Source organism: Mesorhizobium sp. ISC25 (assembly GCF_042295465.1).
In the GTDB taxonomy this organism is placed as follows: domain Bacteria; phylum Pseudomonadota; class Alphaproteobacteria; order Rhizobiales; family Rhizobiaceae; genus Mesorhizobium.
In genome coordinates this window covers 1,578,917-1,598,499 of the sequence record NZ_CP135441.1, presented here as the reverse complement: position 1 = coordinate 1,598,499, position 19,583 = coordinate 1,578,917, and the positions used below count along the sequence as shown (strand labels likewise).

The 19,583-nt window shown below is 63.6% G+C and carries 25 protein-coding genes; 24 read left to right on the top strand and 1 reads right to left on the bottom strand.

What is annotated here, in order from left to right:
• The first annotated feature begins 19 nt into the window (after positions 1-19).
• From RQ479_RS08085 to RQ479_RS07970, 24 genes are all read left to right on the top strand, one after another.
• Positions 20-385: a phage tail tube protein gene (locus RQ479_RS08085; RefSeq protein ID WP_376704685.1), complete on the top strand. Its 366-nt coding sequence runs from the start codon at positions 20-22 to the stop codon at positions 383-385.
• A gap of 2 nt (positions 386-387) precedes the next feature.
• Positions 388-693: a hypothetical protein gene (locus tag RQ479_RS08080; RefSeq protein ID WP_376704684.1), complete on the top strand. Its 306-nt coding sequence runs from the start codon at positions 388-390 to the stop codon at positions 691-693.
• Positions 694-832: 139 nt separating this feature from the next.
• Positions 833-2,641, top strand: coding sequence for a phage tail tape measure protein (locus tag RQ479_RS08075; RefSeq protein WP_376704683.1), 1,809 nt, complete (start codon positions 833-835; stop codon positions 2,639-2,641).
• The gene (locus tag RQ479_RS08070) at positions 2,641-3,777 is read left to right on the top strand and encodes a DNA circularization N-terminal domain-containing protein (RefSeq protein ID WP_376704682.1); all 1,137 of its coding nucleotides are present in this window, start codon (positions 2,641-2,643) and stop codon (positions 3,775-3,777) included. The genes RQ479_RS08075 and RQ479_RS08070 overlap by 1 nt, the downstream gene beginning before the upstream one ends.
• Positions 3,778-3,789: 12 nt before the next feature.
• On the top strand, positions 3,790-4,851 hold the full coding sequence (locus RQ479_RS08065) for a hypothetical protein (protein ID WP_376704681.1): 1,062 nt from the start codon (positions 3,790-3,792) through the stop codon (positions 4,849-4,851).
• Positions 4,848-5,297 carry a phage baseplate assembly protein gene (locus RQ479_RS08060; protein WP_376704680.1) on the top strand — a complete coding sequence of 150 codons (450 nt, stop codon included), beginning with the start codon at positions 4,848-4,850 and terminating at the stop codon, positions 5,295-5,297. The genes RQ479_RS08065 and RQ479_RS08060 overlap by 4 nt, the downstream gene beginning before the upstream one ends.
• Positions 5,297-5,836: a phage GP46 family protein gene (locus RQ479_RS08055; RefSeq protein ID WP_376704679.1), complete on the top strand. Its 540-nt coding sequence runs from the start codon at positions 5,297-5,299 to the stop codon at positions 5,834-5,836. The genes RQ479_RS08060 and RQ479_RS08055 overlap by 1 nt, the downstream gene beginning before the upstream one ends.
• Complete coding sequence (locus RQ479_RS08050; RefSeq protein ID WP_376704678.1) at positions 5,808-6,884, top strand: baseplate J/gp47 family protein; 1,077 nt, start codon at positions 5,808-5,810, stop codon at positions 6,882-6,884. Before RQ479_RS08055 ends, RQ479_RS08050 begins: the two co-directional genes overlap by 29 nt.
• Positions 6,877-7,599 carry a putative phage tail protein gene (locus RQ479_RS08045; RefSeq protein ID WP_376704677.1) on the top strand — a complete coding sequence of 241 codons (723 nt, stop codon included), beginning with the start codon at positions 6,877-6,879 and terminating at the stop codon, positions 7,597-7,599. Before RQ479_RS08050 ends, RQ479_RS08045 begins: the two co-directional genes overlap by 8 nt.
• 12 nt (positions 7,600-7,611) lie before the next feature.
• Positions 7,612-8,379 carry a phage tail protein gene (locus RQ479_RS08040; protein ID WP_376704676.1) on the top strand — a complete coding sequence of 256 codons (768 nt, stop codon included), beginning with the start codon at positions 7,612-7,614 and terminating at the stop codon, positions 8,377-8,379.
• A 123-nt stretch (positions 8,380-8,502) separates the two neighbouring features.
• Complete coding sequence (locus RQ479_RS08035; protein ID WP_376704675.1) at positions 8,503-9,912, top strand: hypothetical protein; 1,410 nt, start codon at positions 8,503-8,505, stop codon at positions 9,910-9,912.
• Positions 9,913-10,293 (top strand): hypothetical protein, encoded by a 381-nt coding sequence (locus tag RQ479_RS08030; protein ID WP_376704674.1) that lies wholly within the window; start codon positions 9,913-9,915, stop codon positions 10,291-10,293.
• Positions 10,294-10,295: 2 nt separating this feature from the next.
• Entirely contained in the window at positions 10,296-10,658 is a 363-nt protein-coding gene (locus tag RQ479_RS08025; protein WP_376704673.1) for a hypothetical protein, read from the top strand.
• Positions 10,648-10,983: a hypothetical protein gene (locus tag RQ479_RS08020; RefSeq protein WP_376704672.1), complete on the top strand. Its 336-nt coding sequence runs from the start codon at positions 10,648-10,650 to the stop codon at positions 10,981-10,983. Before RQ479_RS08025 ends, RQ479_RS08020 begins: the two co-directional genes overlap by 11 nt.
• Before the next feature lie 17 nt (positions 10,984-11,000).
• Positions 11,001-11,840 carry a hypothetical protein gene (locus tag RQ479_RS08015; protein ID WP_376704671.1) on the top strand — a complete coding sequence of 280 codons (840 nt, stop codon included), beginning with the start codon at positions 11,001-11,003 and terminating at the stop codon, positions 11,838-11,840.
• An 8-nt stretch (positions 11,841-11,848) separates the two neighbouring features.
• Positions 11,849-14,044 (top strand): hypothetical protein, encoded by a 2,196-nt coding sequence (locus tag RQ479_RS08010; protein ID WP_376704670.1) that lies wholly within the window; start codon positions 11,849-11,851, stop codon positions 14,042-14,044.
• A gap of 62 nt (positions 14,045-14,106) precedes the next feature.
• Positions 14,107-15,240, top strand: coding sequence for an N-acetylmuramidase domain-containing protein (locus tag RQ479_RS08005; protein WP_376704669.1), 1,134 nt, complete (start codon positions 14,107-14,109; stop codon positions 15,238-15,240).
• Entirely contained in the window at positions 15,240-15,533 is a 294-nt protein-coding gene (locus RQ479_RS08000; protein ID WP_376704668.1) for a hypothetical protein, read from the top strand. Before RQ479_RS08005 ends, RQ479_RS08000 begins: the two co-directional genes overlap by 1 nt.
• 147 nt (positions 15,534-15,680) lie before the next feature.
• A complete protein-coding gene (locus tag RQ479_RS07995) occupies positions 15,681-16,133 on the top strand; it encodes a hypothetical protein (protein ID WP_376704667.1) in 453 nt (150 codons plus the stop codon).
• Positions 16,133-16,483, top strand: coding sequence for a hypothetical protein (locus RQ479_RS07990; protein ID WP_376704666.1), 351 nt, complete (start codon positions 16,133-16,135; stop codon positions 16,481-16,483). Before RQ479_RS07995 ends, RQ479_RS07990 begins: the two co-directional genes overlap by 1 nt.
• Positions 16,484-16,531: 48 nt before the next feature.
• Positions 16,532-16,756 carry a hypothetical protein gene (locus RQ479_RS07985; protein ID WP_376704665.1) on the top strand — a complete coding sequence of 75 codons (225 nt, stop codon included), beginning with the start codon at positions 16,532-16,534 and terminating at the stop codon, positions 16,754-16,756.
• A 107-nt stretch (positions 16,757-16,863) separates the two neighbouring features.
• Positions 16,864-17,601, top strand: coding sequence for a TylF/MycF/NovP-related O-methyltransferase (locus RQ479_RS07980; RefSeq protein ID WP_376704664.1), 738 nt, complete (start codon positions 16,864-16,866; stop codon positions 17,599-17,601).
• A gap of 87 nt (positions 17,602-17,688) precedes the next feature.
• The gene (locus RQ479_RS07975; protein ID WP_376704663.1) at positions 17,689-18,015 is read left to right on the top strand and encodes a hypothetical protein; all 327 of its coding nucleotides are present in this window, start codon (positions 17,689-17,691) and stop codon (positions 18,013-18,015) included.
• Positions 18,016-18,069: 54 nt separating this feature from the next.
• The gene (locus tag RQ479_RS07970; protein WP_376704662.1) at positions 18,070-18,969 is read left to right on the top strand and encodes an ATP-dependent DNA ligase; all 900 of its coding nucleotides are present in this window, start codon (positions 18,070-18,072) and stop codon (positions 18,967-18,969) included.
• A 3-nt stretch (positions 18,970-18,972) separates the two neighbouring features.
• Here RQ479_RS07970 and RQ479_RS07965 read toward each other — a convergent pair whose 3' ends face one another.
• Entirely contained in the window at positions 18,973-19,224 is a 252-nt protein-coding gene (locus RQ479_RS07965; protein WP_376704661.1) for a hypothetical protein, read from the bottom strand.
• Positions 19,225-19,583 lie beyond the last annotated feature (359 nt).

Below are 19,583 nucleotides of genomic sequence, written 5' to 3'. Positions count from 1 at the left end.
CAAGTGAGAGGAAAAACCGATGCAGAATTTCGGCGGAGAAATGACGTTCGGTCTTTCGACCGGCGAGCGGATCGTGGTGCGCGGCGCGGCCGAGATCATGCCGTCCAATGTGGAGATCACAGGCGCCGCCAACCAGGACGGCTCGCCCTATCGCACGGTCGAGCCGACCGGCTTCAAGGCAAACCTCACCTTCGAGGATTTGCCGACCGACGACTGGAACCGGCTGATGCGCGCCTCCGGCTTCAACGTGACGCTCAACGAAAGCTTCACCGGTGTCCAGCACTTGTGGACCGAGGCCGGCTTCACCGGCGCGCCGACCATTAACCGGGCGACCGGCGAAGTCACCGGCGTGGCGCTGCTCGCCCGCGTCTACCGGAAGATCTGACGATGACGGAGACGGTTGTTCCGCTTTCGAAGCGCTATGAGGCGCATGGCGAAGCCTTCCAAAGCGTCACCCTGCGCGAGCCACGCTTCGAGGACCTGCTGGCGCTTGGCGAGCCCTACGAGATACAGCGCGCCGCAGGCAACAATGTCGTCATCGAGAACGTCGACACCGTCGCGGCCTATGTCCGCCGCTGCGTCGTGACGCCGGGGATCGAGAAGCTGGGAGTGCTCGAGCTGGCCGATGCCAGGCTGGTCCGCGACGCGGTGATCGGTTTTTTTATGCGTACCGCGTCGGCGGGCACCGAGTAGGAGACGTCGTCGGCCTTCAGGCTGATGACCTGATGTTCTTCTTCAATTGGCAACCCGGCACCGTACTGCCGATGCCGTTCTCCGACATCGCCATGCTGCACCGGCGTGGCATTGAATTCCTGAAGCGCAGGCCGAAAAAATGAGCAACCGCACGATCGAGGCCATATTGCGCCTGTCGGCGAAGCTCGGCCCAATGGGCGCGTTCAGCCAATTGTCGAGCAAGCTAAACCAGGTCAACCAGAAGGCGGTGGCGTTCAATCGGACGCAAGGCCTTATGGCGCGCAACAGCATGCTTGCGGCAAACGCCGTTCGCGGCCTCGTCGCCTATGGCCTGGTGCGCGGCGCCGGCCAAATGGTGACGAATTTCGCCGGAGCCGAGCGCCGGCTGAACCGCATTGCCATCAATGCCGATGCGAGCAAGGACAAGCTGGCCGACATGTTTCGCACCGTCGACCGCGCGGCGCTCGACTATTCGATGACGCAGGACAGCATCACCGATGGCCTAGAATCGCTTGTCGCCTCCGGTCGCAGCCTGGACGACGCGCTGTCCTTCCTGCCGTCTGTCGCCGCCACGGCGCAAGCCGCGGGCGCCGAGATTTCTGATATCGCCACCACGGCGGACGCCATCGGCGCTTCGTTCCATTTCGCCGGCAACAACATGCAGCGCGCCTTCGACATCCTTGTGACGTCGGGCAAGCAAGGCAAGTTCGAGCTGAAGGACATGGCCCAATACCTGCCGTCCTTGGCCCCGGCCATGGCTTCGCTCGGCTACGAGGGCGAGAAGGGCTTGGGCAAGCTCGCATCGATGCTGCAGACGGTGCGTCTGCAAACCGGTGACGCGAGTTCGGCGGCGACGAATTTGCAGAACGTCCTGCAGAAGATGGAGTCGAACGAGACGGCGAAGAGTTTTTCGAAGTTCGGCGTCAATCTGCGCAAGGAAATGGCCAAGGCGCGCAAGGAAGGCCGCGACCTGATCGACGTGTTCATCGAGTTGACCAAGCGCGCCCTCAAGGGCGACATGTCGAAGATCCCGCAGCTCTTCACCGATGCCCAGTTCCAGCAAGGCATGCGCGCGCTCTTGCAGGGCCGCGACGCCATGGAGGGCTTTCAGAAGGCGCTTGAGAATGTCGACGGCGCGACGATGCGGGATCTCGGCCGAGTCCTCGACGACAACCAGTCGAAAATCGACCGCATGGGCGCGTCCTGGGAACGCATGGTGCGGGCGATAGGGTCCGGTATTGCCCCTGCCGCGACGGGCGCCATGGACTTCGTCAGTTCCAACATGGACAAGGCTCAGTTCATCAACGCCGAGCTCGACAGGCAGGGCATGGGCTTCTGGGACAAGCGCATGTGGTGGCTGCGCAACGGCTTCGACAATCAGGATCAGGGGTTGACCGCATTCAAGGGCGGATGGCGCTCGCCGGAGGGGCTGATCGCCGCCAAGGGTCCGATGAACGCCAGCCCGGAACTGCCGTCGCGCCGCCAGGATCAGCCGGGCCGCACGCCGATCCCGACACCGCGTCCGGTGGCGCCAACCGTGGCTGAGCAATATCGGCTCTACGGTCGCGGCCAGGCGGCAGCTGTGCGCAACGGCGCCTTCGAGCCGAAGAAGCAGAAGCCGGCCGGCTATTTCGGCAACGAGATCGATTTCAGCGCGATGGAGCGGGCCACGGCAGCCGCAGCCTCCGACCTGAAGGGAGCCGGCGTCGAGACGGCATCATCCGTGGTCGACGGCGGCAAGCAGGCCGGCGACAGCATCAAGTCGGGAGCCGACACTCTGGCGTCGGTCGCGGGCAAGCTGGAGGCGGCGATCGTCTCGGGCGCCAACAGTCTTGCCGCCGCCGCTCGCAGTGCGGCCGCCGACCTGTCGCGGCCGATCGGCTCTCTGAAGACGGTTCGCGCCGACACCGGCAAGTCCAATGCCGGGCACTTGATGGGGCCGCGCTGATGCGTGACTGGCTGAAAGCTTTTCGGCCCGCTTCGTTCCGCGGCGTGCCGTTCTTCGTCGAAGTCGAGGAAGCCGAAGGCGGCCGCCGCGTTGCCGTGTCGCCGATCGCCTATTCCGACCTTCATGTCACCGAAGACATGGGCGGCCAGGTCAGGCCGTTCGTCCTGTCGGCCTATATTGTCGGTGACATCGCCGATGCCTCGACGCGCTCGTTCATCGCCGCACTCAACGCGCCAGGGCCGGCGACGCTCGTGTTGCCGATGCTCGGGCCGGTGCTGGTCCGCGTTCCGCATTGGCGGCTGTCGCGGGAACTTGGACGCGCCGGCTATGTCGGCTTTGAAATCGATTTCGTTTCGGCCGGCCTGGCTTCGCTGCCTTTCGCCGCGGTGCCCGGCGCATTTGCCATTGCCGCCAAGATCGCCGCCGGTATCGACATCCTCGCCTCGGCCGCAGCCTTCCGCATGCGAGATGTCGCGCCCGGCCAGGCGGCGCCGTCTGCCATCGCGGCAGCCAGCGCGGCGGCGTTGATGGCCACGGTCGCGGATGCAGCGGAACTACCGGCCGAGAAGCGGCCCGCCATCGCCGACCAGATTGCGACGATCACCCGCCTGTCGGCGGAACCTGTTGCGCAGGCCGGGCCGATCGCCGCCGCGATCGTCTCGACGGTCGGCGCCATCGCCGATGTGGCGAGCCCGGCCGAAGCCGTCGAGGCCTTCGCCGTAGCAGCTGTGCCGGCCGGCAACGATGTCTTCGGCCTGGTGGCGGCCGCTGCCTTCGCCACCGGGTTTTGTCAGACGCTCGCTGCCGGCGATTACCTTTCGCGCCAGGATGCGCGCCGCGCCCGTGACCGGATTTCGCCGGTCGTCGATCCGGTGCTTGAAGCCTTGGCTGCTGGCATCGACGTTGCCGTTAGCGAGTGGCTTGGCGAAATCGCGGCCACCGCAGCATCCGATCTTAGCGCGGTCGCCGCCAATCGGGCGCCGCTGGTCAGCGTGCAGACCGAAATATCGTTGCCGGCTACGGCGCTGGCCTACGCACTCTATGGCGATGCCGGTCGTGCCGGCGAGCTTGTGCGGCGTAACAGCGTCGCCACGCCGGCGGCCATGCCGATCAGCTTCGAAGCCATAGCGCCGTAAAGGGGAATTCGCTTGCCCCTTGAAGTAATTACTGTCCAGGCGGGCGGGATGTTCCTGTCCTGGCAAGACGTCTCGATCTCGATCTCGGCCGAGGAGGCCGTGCGCAGCGCTGTGGTCACCGGGCACATCCCGCCCGGTGTCGAGCCGCCCTGGCCGGACGACAAGGCCAGTTTGACGGCGAATGGCACACTGATCTTGACCGGCTATGTCCGCGACCTACGGCCTGACCAGGGATCGGATGACTGGAAGGCGACGATTTCGCTGGTCTCGCGCACGGTCGACGCTGTCGAGACCTCGATCCTGCACAAGACCGGCCTGGTCGAGAACAAGGATATCAAGGGGATCGGCGAGGCCTTCGACAATTGCGGCGTCGGTATTGAGGCGAAAGGGTCGTTCGAAACAATCGCCAAGCATCAGATCGAGCCTGGCGAATCGCTCTATTCGACGCTGGAGCCGCTGGCACGCGCCGAGGCGGCGATCATCCATGACACGCCCGAAGGCAAATTGCGCATCGTGCAAAAGCCGGAGGGGTCGCATAGCGGCGGACTGGCGGCCGGCGTCAACATCATTTCCGCAGCCGCGGAATTTTCGGGGCAGGGCAGGTTCGACCCGGTGATCGTGCGCGGCCAGCAATCGCGCGGCACGACACCGCAGGCGCTGCGGCCTGAAGCCAAGGCGTCCGATCCATCGGTCGGCCGCAGCCGGCCAAAGATCGTCGTTCTCGATAGCGAGGCGACGACCAAGCACATGAAGAACGCGGTCGAATGGGAGGCGCGCGCGGCGGCGGGGCTTGCCGTCAACGCGACCATCACAGTGTCGGGCTGGCGCGATGCCGCAGGCAAAATCTGGACGCCGAACTTCCTGGTCTATGTCAGGCACCCGCGCGTCTTCCTCGACCAGATGATGGTCATCAAATCGGTGGAACTGACGCAGGACACGCAGGCCGACAGTGACGGCACGCGGGCGACCTTGACCTTGACCGATCCGCGTGCCCTCGGCAGCTCTTCCTCCGGCTCGAAATCGGGCAGGGGCTGGTCGGCGCCGGAACCGAAGGCGGAGTATTCGGCGCAATGAAGTCTTCACCTCATCTCACGCGCTTCGAGATCGACAGTTCGCGCTTCGACAATGGCCAGCTGCTGATCTCCGGTCGCGGCCTTGCCGGCGAGACGTTCAAGGATCTGCTTTACGTCCAGCCGCATGGCGCTGCCAGCCGCCCGCCCAAGGGCGCGATCGGTGTCGCCATGGTGATGCCCGGCCGTCGCACCCAGGCGATGCTGATGGGCATCGAGCATGCGCAGCACCGGCCGGACCTGCCGGATGGAGCGGCGGCACTTTACGATGCGTCTGGAAACATCATCAAACTGTTCGGTGGAGGCGTGACCATGGATTTTGGCTCTCGCACCATCACACTGACCGGCGGCACCTGGAATTTGAAGGGCGATCTCAACGTCGACGGTAACATCAATGCGACCGGCTCGATTATCGACGCCGGCGGCAACACGCCTCACCATTCGCACTGATGATCAGGATCGTACCGCTCACCGGCGACGGCGAACCGCTGCTGTCGCCCGACACACTTTGGGACGGCACCTCAGGCGACTGGGCTTTGGCCGGCGATGACAAGACCAATGCCGGCGGCCTGCGCGCCAGGGCGGAACTTGCCACCGCCGTGTTGCTCTGCCTGATGACCGACGCGCGCGTCGAGCCCGACGAGCTGCCGCCCGAAGAGCAGAACCGCGGCTGGCCGGGCGACAGTTTTGACCTGCGCACCGATCTCGGCGAAACCGCGATCGGCTCGAAACTCTGGCTGCTGCGCCGCTCGACGGCGAACGATGCGACGGCGCTGCGTGCCGAAGACTATGCGCGTGCCGCCCTGCAGACGCTGATCGACCAGGGCGCGGTGTCCTCGGCCGAGGTGACCGGCACTGCCGATCCGGCGCAGCGCCGCATCGACCTGAAAATCACTTTGAAGGACCGCGATGGCGCGGTCGTCTTCGATCGCCGCTTCGGCGTCCTGTGGGAGCAATTGCGTGGCCTGGACCGTCCTCTCGCCAACTGAGATTTCGACCCGGCTGCGTGGCACCTTGCGGCGCTACCTGCCGGGCACCGATGCGCTGGTCTGGCCCAACAATCTGACCGCGATCGTCAAGACGGTCGCTGCCGGCCTGCACGACACGCATCTGCGCGCCGCCTGGCTTTACGAGCAGATATTCGCCACCACGGCCAGCGTCCAGCACCTGGAGCGCCACGGCGCCGAACTCGGCATCTATCGCCGGCCGATGGCGCGCGCGGAGGGTGTGGTGACGCTCAATGGCTATGCCGACACCATCTATCCGGCCGGCGTCGCCTTCATTGCCGGCAACCGGCTCTATCGCTCGGTCTCCGATGCGCGCTCCGACTTGGCGGGGCTGCTGACGCTGACCATCCTGTCGGACGATTACGGCGTGGCCACCAACATCGCCGCCGGCGAGACTTTGCAGCGCGCCGACCCGACGCAGTTTCCAAATCTCGAGCTGGAAGCGACGGTGGCGAGCGGCGGCATCGGCGGCGGCGCCGATACCGAGACCGATGCCAGCCTGCGCGCGCGCATCCTCGACCGCAAGCGGCGTCCTCCGCAAGGCGGGGCTTATTCGGACTACGAGCAGTTCGCCCGTGCCGTGCCCGGCGTCACCCAGGCCTGGGCCTTTCCGTTCGCCGACGCACCCGGCACGGTCGGCGTCTGGTTCCTGTTCGAAGGCCGCGTGAACGGCATTCCGGAGGCCGGCGACATCGCCCTGGTGCAGGACGCGCTGGAGCAACGCCGCCTGATCCGCGCCGGTCTGTCGGTCTCGGCGCCAATTCCTGCTCCGCTCGGCATCACCATCGCCAACCTGGCCGTCGACACGGTGCAGACGCGCGCTGCGATTGCCGCCTCGATCGCCGCCATGCTGGTGAGGCGCGCCAGGCCGGGCGTCGCCTCAGCACCGTTCACCCTGTCGCGCTCATGGATCTCCGAGGCGATCAGCCTGGCCGTCGGCGAGGACCGCCATTTCCTGGTCGATCCGTCCGGCGACATCATCTATGTCGGCGGCGAAATTCCGGTGCTGGGCACGGTCAGCTATGTCTGAGCGCTGGCCGCGTTATCCCGGCGAGGACGAACTTGCCTTCTTTCACTTCGCCCCCGACGACCCGTTCATCGGCGCGCCGCCGCAGGGCGATGTCCTGTCCGATCCTTCCGACGAGGCGGCCGAAGGCTTTTTGACGGCGCTGCTGCCGCGAGGCCCGGCATGGGGCACGCCTGACAACCAGGCGCTCGACCCGCTGTCGGTGCTGTCGCGCTTCTGGCGCGCGATCGGTTCGGCCCTGGCCGATGCCTATCGGGCGCTGTTCGGAGTGGCGCTCGAATCGACGGCGATCACGCTGGTCAATTCGCTCGACGACTGGGAAATCGAATACGGCCTGCCCGATCCCTGCCTCGGTCCCGACCAGACGATCGATGCGCGCATGCGCTCGCTGCTGCTAAAGATCCGCTCCGGCGGCACCATCACGCCGGCCGATTTCATCAAGCTCGCCGCCGATGCCGGCTATGCGATCTCGATCGAGGAGCCGACGCCGTTCCGGGCCGGTGCGTCGACTTGCGGCGGCCCTGAGGCAATCGCCGGTGGCGAGGTGGTCGAATACGTCTGGATCGTCAGCGTGCCAGGCGTTTCGGTCGAATTCTTTCGCGCAGGCGACGGCCGTGCCGGCGAGACGCCGCTCGGCCGCCTCGGCCTGCCTGACGATCTGATCTGCCTGTTCAACGCGCTGAAGCCAGCCTGGACCACCATCGTTTTTTCCGTCTGAAAAGAGGCCGCCATGAAGTTCGTCAATCCGCGCAATGCGCCCGTATCGAGCGAGCGCGTCCCATACTGGAACGAGAACCGCCCGGCTGGCCTGATCGGCGCGATCCCGCCGGCCGATGTCTTCAACGATCCGCAGGACGAGATCCTGAAGGTGATCGTCGAAGCCGGCCTCACACCCGATCCCGCCGACAAGACGCAGCTCTGGCAGGCGCTGCAGGCGCTGATCGCCGACATTGTTTCGGGCGGTGCGCCGTCGATCGAGGTGCCACCCGGATCGGTTTCGATGTTCGCGGCTGCAGGGGCGCCGACCGGCTGGCTGAAATGCAACGGCCAGGCCGTCAGCCGCGTCACCTACGCCGATCTGTTCGCAGCGATCGGCACCAGCTGGGGCGCCGGCGATGCGGTCACCACCTTCAACGTGCCCGACTTCCGCGGCGAATTCCTGCGCGGCTTCGACGATGGCCGCGGCATCGACACCGGACGTGTCTTCGGCAGCTTTCAGGACTATGCCACTGCGCGCCCGAAGAACGACACCGTCCAGCGCGTCGATCCGGCGACCGGCCTGCCTGTCACGCTTCAGCAGGCCGGCAATCCGTCGCCGGCGACCAATCCATCGCAGGTCGGCTTTGTCCGCGCCTCGAAGCTCGGCGAGCGGATCGTTACCGGCGATTTCGATCCGGGCGGCGGCAGCAACCCGTACGTTGATATCGTCAACGTCGTGACCGGCGATGCCGAGACCCGGCCGCGCAACCGGGCGGTTCTGTACATAATTAAAACTTAGGCCTCACGGGCCGCATCCCCGCCTGCGGCGGCTGGCCCTCCGGCGGGGCGCGCCATGAAGCGCGACGCCCGGTCGGGCTTGGGGGCTCCGCCCGAATTCTTCTCCTTCAACGGACTGTAAATCATGGCCGCACCCGACCTGTTCGGCATTCTCGATGTCGTCAAGAAACTGACGCCGCCGGCCGGCATGGGCACCGCCCATGTCGACGGCTTCTCCTGGGCGCGAAATGGCCTGTCCTATGGCGATTCGACCAAGCTCACCGCCGACGACTGGAACCGCATCATTGCCAATCTGCGCGTCGTGCTGATCGCCTCCGGCGCCGACCTGGCGAGCCTTGACCCGGCCGATCCGGCGCTGTTGAAGACGGTGCTGGAGCTTTATCTCGGCGCCGCCGTCACCGACATCCTGTCGGGCGTCGATGTCGGCGGCTATGGTATGATGGCCAAGGCGATCTATGACGCCAACAATGACGGGCTGATCGATATCGACCATGGCGGTACCGGCGCCTCCAGCCTGATCGATGCCGCCGACAATCTGTCGGCCATGTCGAGCGACATCGCCAGCGCCGCCACAACCGATCTCGGCGATGCCACCGGCATCAATGTCCGCATCACCGGCACCGACGCGATCTCTTCCTTCGGCTCGGCACCGGCAGGCGCCATCCGACGGCTGACCTTTGCCGCGGCGCTGACGCTGACGCACGACCCGGCCAGCCTGATCCTGCTCGGAGGCGCCGATCTTGTCACCGAGGCCGGCGATACCGCGTGGATGCAGTCGCTCGGCGCCGGCAACTGGCGCATGCTCGGCTTTTTCAGGGCGAGCGGCGCCGCGTTGAGCAGCATCCTGCGGCAGGGCTCAAACCCGCTGCCAACCATTGAAGGCGATCTCCGCTGGGATACCGACGACAACATCCTCGTCGCCGGCGATGGCGCCGGGCAAAAACTGTTCCTTTCGGCACCGGCCGGCCTGGTGGCCGGCGACGTTCTTTACGCAACCGCACCCAAGGTTCTGGCCCGCCTGCCGAAAGGCGCGGCGCGGCGTGCCCTGCGCATGAATGCCGCGGCGACCGCGCCGGAATATGGCGGCGGCAACGGATTGCCTGATGCTGTGCTCGAGGACCAGAAGGCCTCGGGCGTTAGCGGCGGCTCCTCGGCGCCTGGCAATGGCGCCTGGGTGACGCATATCCTCAACACCAAGGTTCGCGATCCCTACAATCTGGTGTCGCTGGCCAGCAATGTCTTCACGCCGGCGACCGATGGCTGGGTCGAATGGCAGGTCGGCTCCTACGGCATCGACCTCCAGGTGCGCCTTTGGGACGTGACCGCCGGCGCCGAAGTGGCGCCCGGCATCGGTATCGTCGGCAGCACCGCGCCCGATAGCGGCAGCATTGCCGTCGGCGGCGGTCCGGTCGTCGCCGGCCATGGCTACCGGCTCGAATACCGCACTACCCACACGCACGCCAACGGCCTCGGCCAAGCCTTCGGCTTTGGCTCGACCGAGGTCTATGCCCGCCTGAAATATTGGGGAGATTAGATGAGTAATTTTGTTCTGGTCGAGAATGGCATCGTCGTGCAGTCGGACCGCACGGGAGCCGAGCCGGAAGGTTTTGTCGAAGCTGACGACGCGGTCTGCTCTGGCTTCCTGTTCGCGGACGGGATCTTCACCCCGCCGCCAATCGAGCCGGTCATTCCCGATCGGGTTTCGGCACGACAGTTCAAACTGCAGCTGCTCAATGCCGGCTTGCTGGCAGAAGTCGAGAACTGGATCGCGGCGCAAGGCCCTGCCGTCCAGATCGCCTATGACAACAGCGGCAGCTTCGTGCGCGCCGATCCGATGATGCAGGCCGGCTTTGCCGCTCTGGGTTTCACCGGCGCCCAGATCGACATCTTCTTTTCCGCCGCATCGGATCTCTGAAAATGGCCAAGTATGTCTTTCCCGATGTCGAGCCGATCCGGCCCGGCTACGACATCGAGTTTCGCCTCCAATTCCCGCAGGACCTGTGGGATGCCGAACAGATCGGCAGCGGCCGGCTGGTGGCGCAGTTCCGCTCGGCCGTACCCGGCCCGGTGCTATTCGAGGCCGACACGCTTGATCTGACGATCCAGCGCGAGGCACCGCGCACGCTGGCCTTCTTCCTGTCGGAAGCGGCGACGCGTCCGATGGATGCCTCGACCATCGTCGCTTTCGACATCGCCCGAATCGACGGCACCGACAGCCGCGTGGTGCTCGACAAAGTGATCTGGCCAGTCCTGAAAACGGTGACCCGCGATGTCGTATGACGCCATCCTCGAAATCCCAAATGTCGTCGTTGTTCGTGGCGCGCCCGGCGTGCTCTGGCGCGACGACGTCAACGGCGGGGAATGGCTGGCTGGCACGGACTATCTTGTCCATGACGGCGTCTTTCACGACCCGTCATCCTTCCGGGCCATCGCCGACCATACGGCGAGCGCGGACACTGAGCCCGGTGTCGGCGCCAGCTGGCTCGATGTCTGGCGTTACGTTGCGAAGGGCGCCGACGCGGAACCACCGGCGCCGCCGGTTGGGACACTCGACTTTTCTCAACCCCAAAACAGCGGATTGCTGGCTCTGATCTCCTGGCCCTGAAAGAGGAACACTGACCAATGGCAACGATTGACGTCAAAGACGCGAGCAACAACACAGTGCCGATCGAGAAGCCGATTGCACCCGGTCGGGCGCTAGCTGCTGCGTCCCATCCGGTAGCACTATCGACTGAGGACGCTGCCGCGTTGGCGCTTTTGCATACCGACCTAGCGACGACACTGGCCGGCTTTCTCGACGGCCTCGAGGCGCTGATCGGCACCACCAACGCCGGCAACGCTTCCATTCTGGCGAAACTCTCCGCCGATCCGGCCACGCAGACGACGCTGGCCGCGCTGCTGGCGAAGGTCATTGCCGCCCCCGCCACTGAGGCGAAACAGGACGCCGCCAACACTTTGCTCGCTGCCGCAACTCCGGCCGGCGAGAATCATCTTGGTTCCGTCGGGGGCAACACAGTCTATATCGACGTGGCCCTGACGCTCGACACTGCCATCTATGCTTCCGGCGACGTTTTAGCCGACACCCAAGTCATAACTAATGCCATGCGAGTGGCCGATGGACTAGGCGTCCTGCAGAGCATCGCTGTGATTGATCAAGATGATCAGAAAGCGGCTATCAACATCTTCCTGTTGAGCGCCAACGTGCCGATGGGCACGGAGAACCTGCCGCCATCGATATCGGACGTAAACGCGCTTCAAATACTCGGCGCGCCGATTTCCATTGGAACGGCCGATTATTTCGATCTCGGCGGCGCTTCGGTGGCCGGCAAGGATGCCATCGGTAAAGTGGTTAAGCCTGCCGCCGGCACGCGGAACCTCTATGTCGCCGTCGTCAACGGAACCGGCACGCCGACCTATACCGCGACCGGTGTGACGCTGCGCTTCGGCTTCCTGCAGGATTGATCACATAAATGACACTCGCCCTTCCGCGCAGGTTCGCGCCTAAGTCCATGCCGGCTTTCGTCGGGACGCGCCGCGTCCTGAGAAACCCGCCGCCGGCTGAATTCAATCCGCTGCTGTCGGTCGTTACTGAGACATCGACCACGCCCACGACCGCGAGGATTCGGCTCGGCCGACAAAGGACAGGCATTCGCATCTGGGCGGGTGAGCAGGCTGTCTCCGAAACTCATTTCTTTGTCTATGTGAGTCGCAATGGCGGCGCGCCAAAGAAGCTGAAGCTCTATCGCTGGTCTGGCCGGATACTGACTGGAGCGCCTGGCGACGAGTTCGCTTTCGGGACTGCCGATGGACGGACGCTGATTATGTCCGTCATGAACCCGCCGACTACCTTGGAAACTTCTTTCCCAGTCACTGGCACTGCGAATGCCGATCAGGCCGGGCCGCCTTTCTGGTCTCCACCGGCTGCGCACGTCATTCTGGCTAGTCCCGACAGCGCCTTCAAGCTGGTCGACGACGGCACGTCGAAGATCGTCTTCATCAAGGAAAGAGATCCGGCGAGCGGGCAATGGTCGCCGACGCGCTTTGTGCGCACCCAGGCCGGGCGCGATACCGCAGTCCGCTGCACATATCGTGAGATCGCTCTGGCGACCTACACGGGGTCGACGCTCTCGATCGCTGCTGCTGACGGGCCGAAAGTCGCAATGATCGGCGGCACAAAGACCGTCATGCACAACCCCTTCATGCTCACCGCGACGGGAACGACGCGCAACGTGACAGACGTGGCAACCTTTAAAGCCGCAATGGCGGCGGCGGTTGCTGGCGACGAGATCGTTTTGGCGGCGGGCACCTATGCGCTCGACATCCCCGTCATCGACTCGACCTTTGCCGCGAACGATGCAACAGCGCGCGTTGGAATGGAGGGCATTCTTATCCGAGGTGCTACTGGCGTCGCGGCGGATGTCACCATCACAGGCAACGGTATCGGCACCAATGGCAATTGGGAGGTCCACGGCGGCACTGGTCTCTACAGCTGCATGAAGGATCTGACCTATAGCGTCGCCGGCGTGACCGGCATTCAAATGCTGCTTCGCAGTGGCAAATGGGCACTCGAGAACGTCCCGAGGATTGGCAACCTGAGTGAGACGACAAAAGACCTGTTTGCGTTCGACTGTAGCGGATGGGCGCTTGAGCTCTATGATTTCTGGGGATCGGCACAGAGCGCTGGCGGTGACGTCCTCAATGGCAATGGCGATCTAGGTGGCGGCACCAATTATCTTTCATCGCGCGTCATCTTCGTAGGGATGAACGCAACTATCCCAGGAGCTGTATTCCAGGATCAATGCTTGACCACGCACGGCGCCCTTGCCGTTGAAGCCTATGGAGGCGTCTATTCGGATGCTAATTTGAATGCGATTGCTCCCGATGATTTGTCGATTTCTCCGATCTATGCATTCTTTGTTACCGGCGAGAAGAGAACTCGCGCCGCTGGCATGATCTGCCACGCGTTTGGCTGCACATGGGACGATAGCAACAACTATTCTTCGGTTGGTAATGCCTTCTTCAATTACATGCTGCCGACCGGGTTGGCCTCCACCGCCACCATTCTCCGGAATTGCACTGGCACCATAGAGCACAATTATCTTGTTTCTGCATCTGGGACTGGCCGTGCCTTTTTTGACAGCAACAACACCGGCATAAACACCGGGGTTGCTTGCAACATCATGGTTAATTTCAACGAGGGTGTTCGTTGGAACAACTCATCAGGTGCGGGCGGTACGTCGAAATCTTTCAACAACACGCTCATTCGTCCTGGAACCGGTGGCATTGCCATAGGCGCCGATGATTTGAATATGCTGATGGAGATCAAGGGAAATGCAACGAAGGGTTGGGGAACCGGTCTTTCCTGCTCCGCGGCTTCGATGGCGCATCTTACGACCGACTTCAACGTCATCGATCCGACGGTGAACGGCAATTTCGTCAAGGGCGCCAACGACATCATCACGGCCGACGCTCAATTGGACGCCTTCTTCTTTCCGACCGCTGGCGGCAATTGCGACGGTAATGATGACCCGACGCGCATAGACTACATCGGCGACAGCGATCCGTGGGGCTATGTCCGCGTCTACAAGTCCGGCCGGGTTTCGCGCGGCGCGCGCGACATACCAGCGATCTATGCCGGCGCAGACCTTCATCCTGATCTGTTTTAGCCAGAACCGACATCAAAGATCCGAGAATTTCAACCTGCCCGCGAGGGCGGAAAGGAACAGCCATGTTCGATGCTTCGACGCTGCATGCGATCGAGGGCCTTGCCGTTCGCCTGAAATGCGCGCCTGCCGCTCTGCAGGCCGTCGCCGAGGTCGAAAGCAACGGCCAGGTCTTCGCCCTGGTCAAGGGCAAGCAGGAGCCGCTGATCCGTTTCGAGGGCCATTACTTCGATGCACGGCTTAAAGCGACCGACCGGGCCGTCGCCCGAGCGCAAGGCCTGTCCAGCCCCAAGGCCGGCGGGGTGAAAAACCCGGCCTCTCAGGCAGCCCGCTGGGCTCTGCTGGCGCGCGCGGCGAAAATCGACCGGCAGGCCGCACTCGAATCGATCTCGATCGGCCTTGGCCAGGTGATGACGGCGCACTGGCAGAAGCTTGGCTTCACCAGCGTCGACGACATGATCAAGCTTGCCCGCAGCGGTGCGGCCGGCCAGATCGACATCATGGCCCGCTTCGTCGACAAGTTCGGCCTTGCCGACGAGCTGCGCCGGCTGGACTTCACCGCCTTCGCCCGCGGCTACAACGGGCCGGCCTTCAAGAAACAGGGCTACCATTTGAAGATGGCGGCGGCTTACAGGCGCCTCAGCGGCGTGCAGCCGGTGTCTGCCTCGACCGGCATGCTGCGCATGGGATCGAACGGCGCCAGGGTGCGCGACCTTCAGGCGCTGCTGGTGCGCGCCGGCTATGCGGTCGAGCTCGACGGTGACTATGGCCCGTCGACCCGCGATGCCGTGCGCGAGTTCCAGAAGGCGCAGAAGGTCGCCGCCGACGGCGTCGCCGGCCCGGAGACCTTCCGCCGCCTCGAGGCGTGGAAGCAGGGCGCGGCCGAGCAGCCGGGCGCGCAGCTGGTGGCCGAAGTGCCGGAAGTCCAGAACGCCACCAAGGGCGGCGGCGTGCTGGTCTTCATCGTAGCGGCGCGCGACCAGATCGCCGAGACCGCGAGCTATCTCACCGGCATCGAGGCCGACACGGCGCAAACGGTCGCAAACCTTCTGCTCGCCGGCTCCAGCGCGATCGGCCTCGGCCTTGCCGCCTACGCGGTGTGGGGCTGGTTCAGGAGCCGGCGGACTGATGAAGGCGACATTCACCCGCCAAAAGCGGCCGAGGCGCCCGATCCGGTGCAAGATCCGGTGCTTGCGTGATGGCCTGGCTCCTCGCCTTCGTCGCCAGCCGGCTCGGCGTCAGCCAGGCGCTGGCGAACATCATAGCCATCGGCGCCGCGGTCGTCGTCGCCTCGGGCGCGGTCTTTGGCGTCTACGTATTCATCAAGCACAAGGGCGCGGAGGAAGTCCGCCAAAGGATCGAAAGGGAAAACCGTGATGCGATCGACAAGGGCCAGGATGCTCGCATGTCTTTTGACGACTGCCTTGCTGCCGGCGGGGTGTACGACTTCAAGCGTCAACGGTGTTCCCGCGCTGCGCTCGGCCATCGGTAACAGCCTGGCGGGCGCACAGGGCAAGACGGTTGAGGATCAGAACCGGATTGACCGCACGATGGCGCCTGGCTGCGCGATCGGCCTCTACAAGCCCGGCGAATGCGACAGGCACAGCAAGGCCAGTGCCGCGCGCCGGGCGGAGCTTCCATGATCATCCTGCGCGTCGCGGATGGCATCCGCCAGCATTTCGGCATGCGGGTGACGGAATGGATCATGACCGCCTCGCTGTTCGGCTGGTCGGCCATGCTTGCATCGAATGGCCGGACCTTCGAGGGGTCACCGTCCTTTTCGGTCATCGCCCGCTATGGCGACGAAACTCTGTGGGCCAATGTCTGCCTGTTTGCGGCGATGCTGCGCCTATGCGCGCTGATCGTCAACGGCACGTTTCGCCAGTTCCGCTATTCGCCGCATCTGCGGGGAGGGGCCTCGCTGGCCGCCTGCATCTTCTGGGGCCAGATCACGCTCGGCGTGATGGTTGCTTGGGTCACCATAGGCGGCGGCGGCACCGGCGTCATCGCCTACGCCACCTTCATGGCGATCGAAATGTGGAATCTTTTTCGCGCATGGGCAGATGTCGGTGCCACACATCGGAGGCATTGATGATTTTCGGCATGTCGGTCGAACAGATCATTCCGTTCGCCAACTTCGTCGGGCTCGGACTATTGGGCATTCTTGCCGCCTTCGGCCTGCGCTTTGGCCGCAGCAATGCCACGCCTGGCGAACGGCAGCTCGAGATCGCCGGCGCGCTGGTTGATTCGGCGGCCGTCAAGCAGCTCGCCTCGGCGATCGAGGCGCACACCCTGGAGACCGTCGCCTGCCGGCTCGACGCCGAGAAGGCCCGGCAGGCCATGTACCGCATGATCGAGGTCGGCAACCGCATTGTCGACGAGCTCGGCGACATGCGCCGCGAGGTCGGCGATCTCGGCAAGGAAATCGCGCGATCAAAGTGATCCGCGCCCGGCGGTTCCGGGCAAATCCCAACTCATGGAGATGAAGAGATGGGCATTCGTGCAAAAATGAAACTTGAGAATGTGTTCGCGCAGGCATGGGGCGGAGCGAAGGCGATCTTCCGCTGCGAATATGATCAGAAGGTAGCCGAGGATGTTTCCTTCCAGAAGGCGACGCCATCCGGTCACGCGGAGTTCCAGATCGACAACCCGAAAGCGGCTGAGCAGCTCGTCATCGGCAAGAGCTACTACGTCGACTTTACGCCGGTCACCTGATTAACACTGCAGCGGAAGGGTCCGCCGCGCCGAAAGGTGCGGCGGATTTTTTTCGTTTGTAGGGCGGCATGTTTTTGGGCATATGACCTCAACGGAGGAGCCCTGTGATGAAACTCAAGGATTTGGCGCTCGCAGTTGTTTCGAAGAAGCATCGGGGCGCGGCTTGGTATAAGAGGGCCCAGAAGAAAGCCGACCAACACGGTTTTTATGTTTATTCTCGCCACATGGTATGGAAAGACCAGCCGTTTTTCCTGAAAGCTCTGGAACGCACTAAAACGATCACCGGCATCCCGGACCCGCGCGCCTTCGTGCTGCAAAGCTGCCTTCGCTCGCTAGAGGCCGTCGATGGCGATGTCGCCGAATGCGGCGTCCGATATGGCAGATCAACGGTGTTCATGCTGACGGCCGATCTTCGGCCGCGAGAGTATCATCTGTTCGATTCCTTTGCGGGTCTTTCCGAACCCGTTGCGGAAGACCGCAAGGCTAATGGCCGGATGCCGTGGGAGCCCGGCGATTTCGACGCCAATGAACAGGTAGCCAAGAACAATATCCGCCCCTATGGCGATCCACGATTTCACGTCGGCTGGATTCCGAACGCTTTCCCAGAAGTCATCGATCGACGCTTCGCCCTGGTCCACATCGATGTCGATCTTTACGAGCCGACGAGGGACGCACTGGCCTTCTTCTATGACCGCGTTCAGCCAAACGGTATGATCGTGTGTGATGACTACGGCTCAAGTATGTGTCCCGGCGCCCGAAAGGCCTTTGACGACTTCTTCGCTCCACATCGCGAGGGCATCATCGAGCTGCCAACAGGGCAGGCGCTGGTGATCAAACAGGCCTAGCCGAGCCAGGGGGCGCCGGGCTTTTTGCGTTTGGATTGACAATGCCGCCGGACCATGAACGGAATGAGAACTTCTAAGGGAGTTCTCATGCATCTCGCCATCGATATTTCGGACATGCCGGCTGGCGATCAGGTCGACAGCTTCGTCGTCCTCGCCCCGTCCAATGCTCGCTCCGACGCCGCTCTGCGCGAGGTCGAGGCCTACCTGAAGCGATGCTTCCCGGAATATGATTTTCTCGCCAATGGCGAGGCGATGCCGTTCGATGGCGACTACCAGGTGCTGCCGGTCTGCGGCGTGGTTGGCGACGAGCTGGACGCGCTGCGCATGCTCGACTATCCAGAGCAGTCAGTGATGATGGGCATCGCCGCGGCGCTGAAGGGTTTCAGGCCGGGTCGGCCGCCGGCGCTGAACTAGAATCACGTTCCGTTCACTCTGGCTAATATAAGCTTTGTACCTAGTATTCACTGGGTGCGTAAAATTGTAAGTACCGGCGGCGGCCGTCTCGAGTTCATTCCGCCGATGGAGCCCAAGCTGGTTTCAAAGCCACCCGAGGGCGAACACTGGATTCACGAGATCAAGCTCGACGGCTACCGCACGCAGATCGTCATCAACAGCCCCGACGATATTCGCGTCTTCACCAAAAGCGGCGCGGACTGGACGAGCAAATACACCGGCCTTGTCGAAGCGGCGCGCGAGCTCGACGTCAAGAACGCGATCTTCGAGGGCGAGGCGGTGGTCACCAACGCAGCCGGCCTGCCTGACTTCGACGCGCTGCAGAAGGCCGTGCACGGCGATCCCTACGCCATGATCCTCGGCGCCTTCGACATCATGCACCTCGACGGCCACGATTTGCGCGACATCGGTTGCAAGGCGCGCCGCGAGATCCTGTTCGGCATCATCAAGCCGAACAGCCGCATCCAGTTCAGCGAGGCACTACCTGGCGATCCGAAGGCGATCTTCTATCTCGCCGACCAGGCGGGGCTCGAGGGGATCGTTTCCAAGCTCGCCGACAGCCGATATCGCAGCGGCCCGACATCGAACTGGGTGAAGACAAAGAGCTTTACGGTCCAGGAATATGAGCTGATGGGCGTCGAGCGTGAGCCGGGCAAGGCCGCATTCGCCTTGCTGGCGCAGCCCGGCACCGGAAAATATGTCGGCTCGGCCTTCATCACCCTGGGACGCGACATGAAGGAACGGCTGTGGAAGCGCGTCCAGGAACACGCCGGCCCGCCTCCGGAGGGCGTCAGGAGACGACCGGCAACCCAGTGGGTCCAGCCAGGGGAGGTGAAGTTGCGCGTCAGGCACCTCCGAGGCGAGCACAAGTACATTCGCCACGCCTCGCTGCAGGGCTTTGGCGACGAGGAATAGCACTCAGCCGGCGAACAGTTCCTTGTAGCCGGTCGTCACCATCCAGTTCGCCCGGTCGATATGGCTGCGGACAGCCTTGCGGGCGCGCACCGGTTCAAGAGCCGGGTCGATGCCGAGGATGAGATCTGCCATCTCCTCTATGCTGGCATCGTCGCCGCAGGCGTCGAGGATCTGGCAATAGACCCTGAAATTCTGTCTGTCGTAATCCGTGATCGAGTCCGACCATGGGACTTCTTCAAAGATTCCAGGTAGCATGTAGAGCTCTGTCCCTCTCGATTAACCAGGCGGCCACATTCTGGCGCTGATCTGGCGATCGTCAAGGGCCGACGCTATATCCGATCCATGTTCAAACTGCCCGAAATCACCTATCCGCTGTCGATCGACACCATCGGCAAGATGCTGGCGATGGGACATGAGGCATCCCTTCACTGCCTGAACACAGGCTGCAGACATCGGGCGCTACTTCTACTGCCCGGAGTGTCGCGCAGCTGGCCGGCCCGACAAGCGCATCGGTTTGACGCAGCATGTCCTGAGAGATCCAGTGTCGGCATGGCCGCGCCAAGGAGATTGACGGGTATCAGAGGGCCAAGGAAGCGCGATGACTGCGCCCAGAA

Bases quoted from the DNA above. Each gene is read 5' to 3' on its own strand.
- RQ479_RS08085 (WP_376704685.1), top strand. From the start codon at position 20: ATGCAGAATTTCGGCGGAGAAATGACGTTCGGTCTTTCGACCGGCGAG.
- RQ479_RS08080 (WP_376704684.1), top strand. From the start codon at position 388: ATGACGGAGACGGTTGTTCCGCTTTCGAAGCGCTATGAGGCGCATGGC.
- RQ479_RS08075 (WP_376704683.1), top strand. From the start codon at position 833: ATGAGCAACCGCACGATCGAGGCCATATTGCGCCTGTCGGCGAAGCTC.
- RQ479_RS08070 (WP_376704682.1), top strand. From the start codon at position 2,641: ATGCGTGACTGGCTGAAAGCTTTTCGGCCCGCTTCGTTCCGCGGCGTG.
- RQ479_RS08060 (WP_376704680.1), top strand. From the start codon at position 4,848: ATGAAGTCTTCACCTCATCTCACGCGCTTCGAGATCGACAGTTCGCGC.
- RQ479_RS08055 (WP_376704679.1), top strand. From the start codon at position 5,297: ATGATCAGGATCGTACCGCTCACCGGCGACGGCGAACCGCTGCTGTCG.
- RQ479_RS08045 (WP_376704677.1), top strand. From the start codon at position 6,877: ATGTCTGAGCGCTGGCCGCGTTATCCCGGCGAGGACGAACTTGCCTTC.
- RQ479_RS08040 (WP_376704676.1), top strand. From the start codon at position 7,612: ATGAAGTTCGTCAATCCGCGCAATGCGCCCGTATCGAGCGAGCGCGTC.
- RQ479_RS08035 (WP_376704675.1), top strand. From the start codon at position 8,503: ATGGCCGCACCCGACCTGTTCGGCATTCTCGATGTCGTCAAGAAACTG.
- RQ479_RS08030 (WP_376704674.1), top strand. From the start codon at position 9,913: ATGAGTAATTTTGTTCTGGTCGAGAATGGCATCGTCGTGCAGTCGGAC.
- RQ479_RS08025 (WP_376704673.1), top strand. From the start codon at position 10,296: ATGGCCAAGTATGTCTTTCCCGATGTCGAGCCGATCCGGCCCGGCTAC.
- RQ479_RS08020 (WP_376704672.1), top strand. From the start codon at position 10,648: ATGTCGTATGACGCCATCCTCGAAATCCCAAATGTCGTCGTTGTTCGT.
- RQ479_RS08015 (WP_376704671.1), top strand. From the start codon at position 11,001: ATGGCAACGATTGACGTCAAAGACGCGAGCAACAACACAGTGCCGATC.
- RQ479_RS08010 (WP_376704670.1), top strand. From the start codon at position 11,849: ATGACACTCGCCCTTCCGCGCAGGTTCGCGCCTAAGTCCATGCCGGCT.
- RQ479_RS08005 (WP_376704669.1), top strand. From the start codon at position 14,107: ATGTTCGATGCTTCGACGCTGCATGCGATCGAGGGCCTTGCCGTTCGC.
- RQ479_RS08000 (WP_376704668.1), top strand. From the start codon at position 15,240: ATGGCCTGGCTCCTCGCCTTCGTCGCCAGCCGGCTCGGCGTCAGCCAG.
- RQ479_RS07995 (WP_376704667.1), top strand. From the start codon at position 15,681: ATGATCATCCTGCGCGTCGCGGATGGCATCCGCCAGCATTTCGGCATG.
- RQ479_RS07990 (WP_376704666.1), top strand. From the start codon at position 16,133: ATGATTTTCGGCATGTCGGTCGAACAGATCATTCCGTTCGCCAACTTC.
- RQ479_RS07985 (WP_376704665.1), top strand. From the start codon at position 16,532: ATGGGCATTCGTGCAAAAATGAAACTTGAGAATGTGTTCGCGCAGGCA.
- RQ479_RS07980 (WP_376704664.1), top strand. From the start codon at position 16,864: ATGAAACTCAAGGATTTGGCGCTCGCAGTTGTTTCGAAGAAGCATCGG.
- RQ479_RS07975 (WP_376704663.1), top strand. From the start codon at position 17,689: ATGCATCTCGCCATCGATATTTCGGACATGCCGGCTGGCGATCAGGTC.
- RQ479_RS07965 (WP_376704661.1), bottom strand. From the start codon at position 19,224: ATGCTACCTGGAATCTTTGAAGAAGTCCCATGGTCGGACTCGATCACG.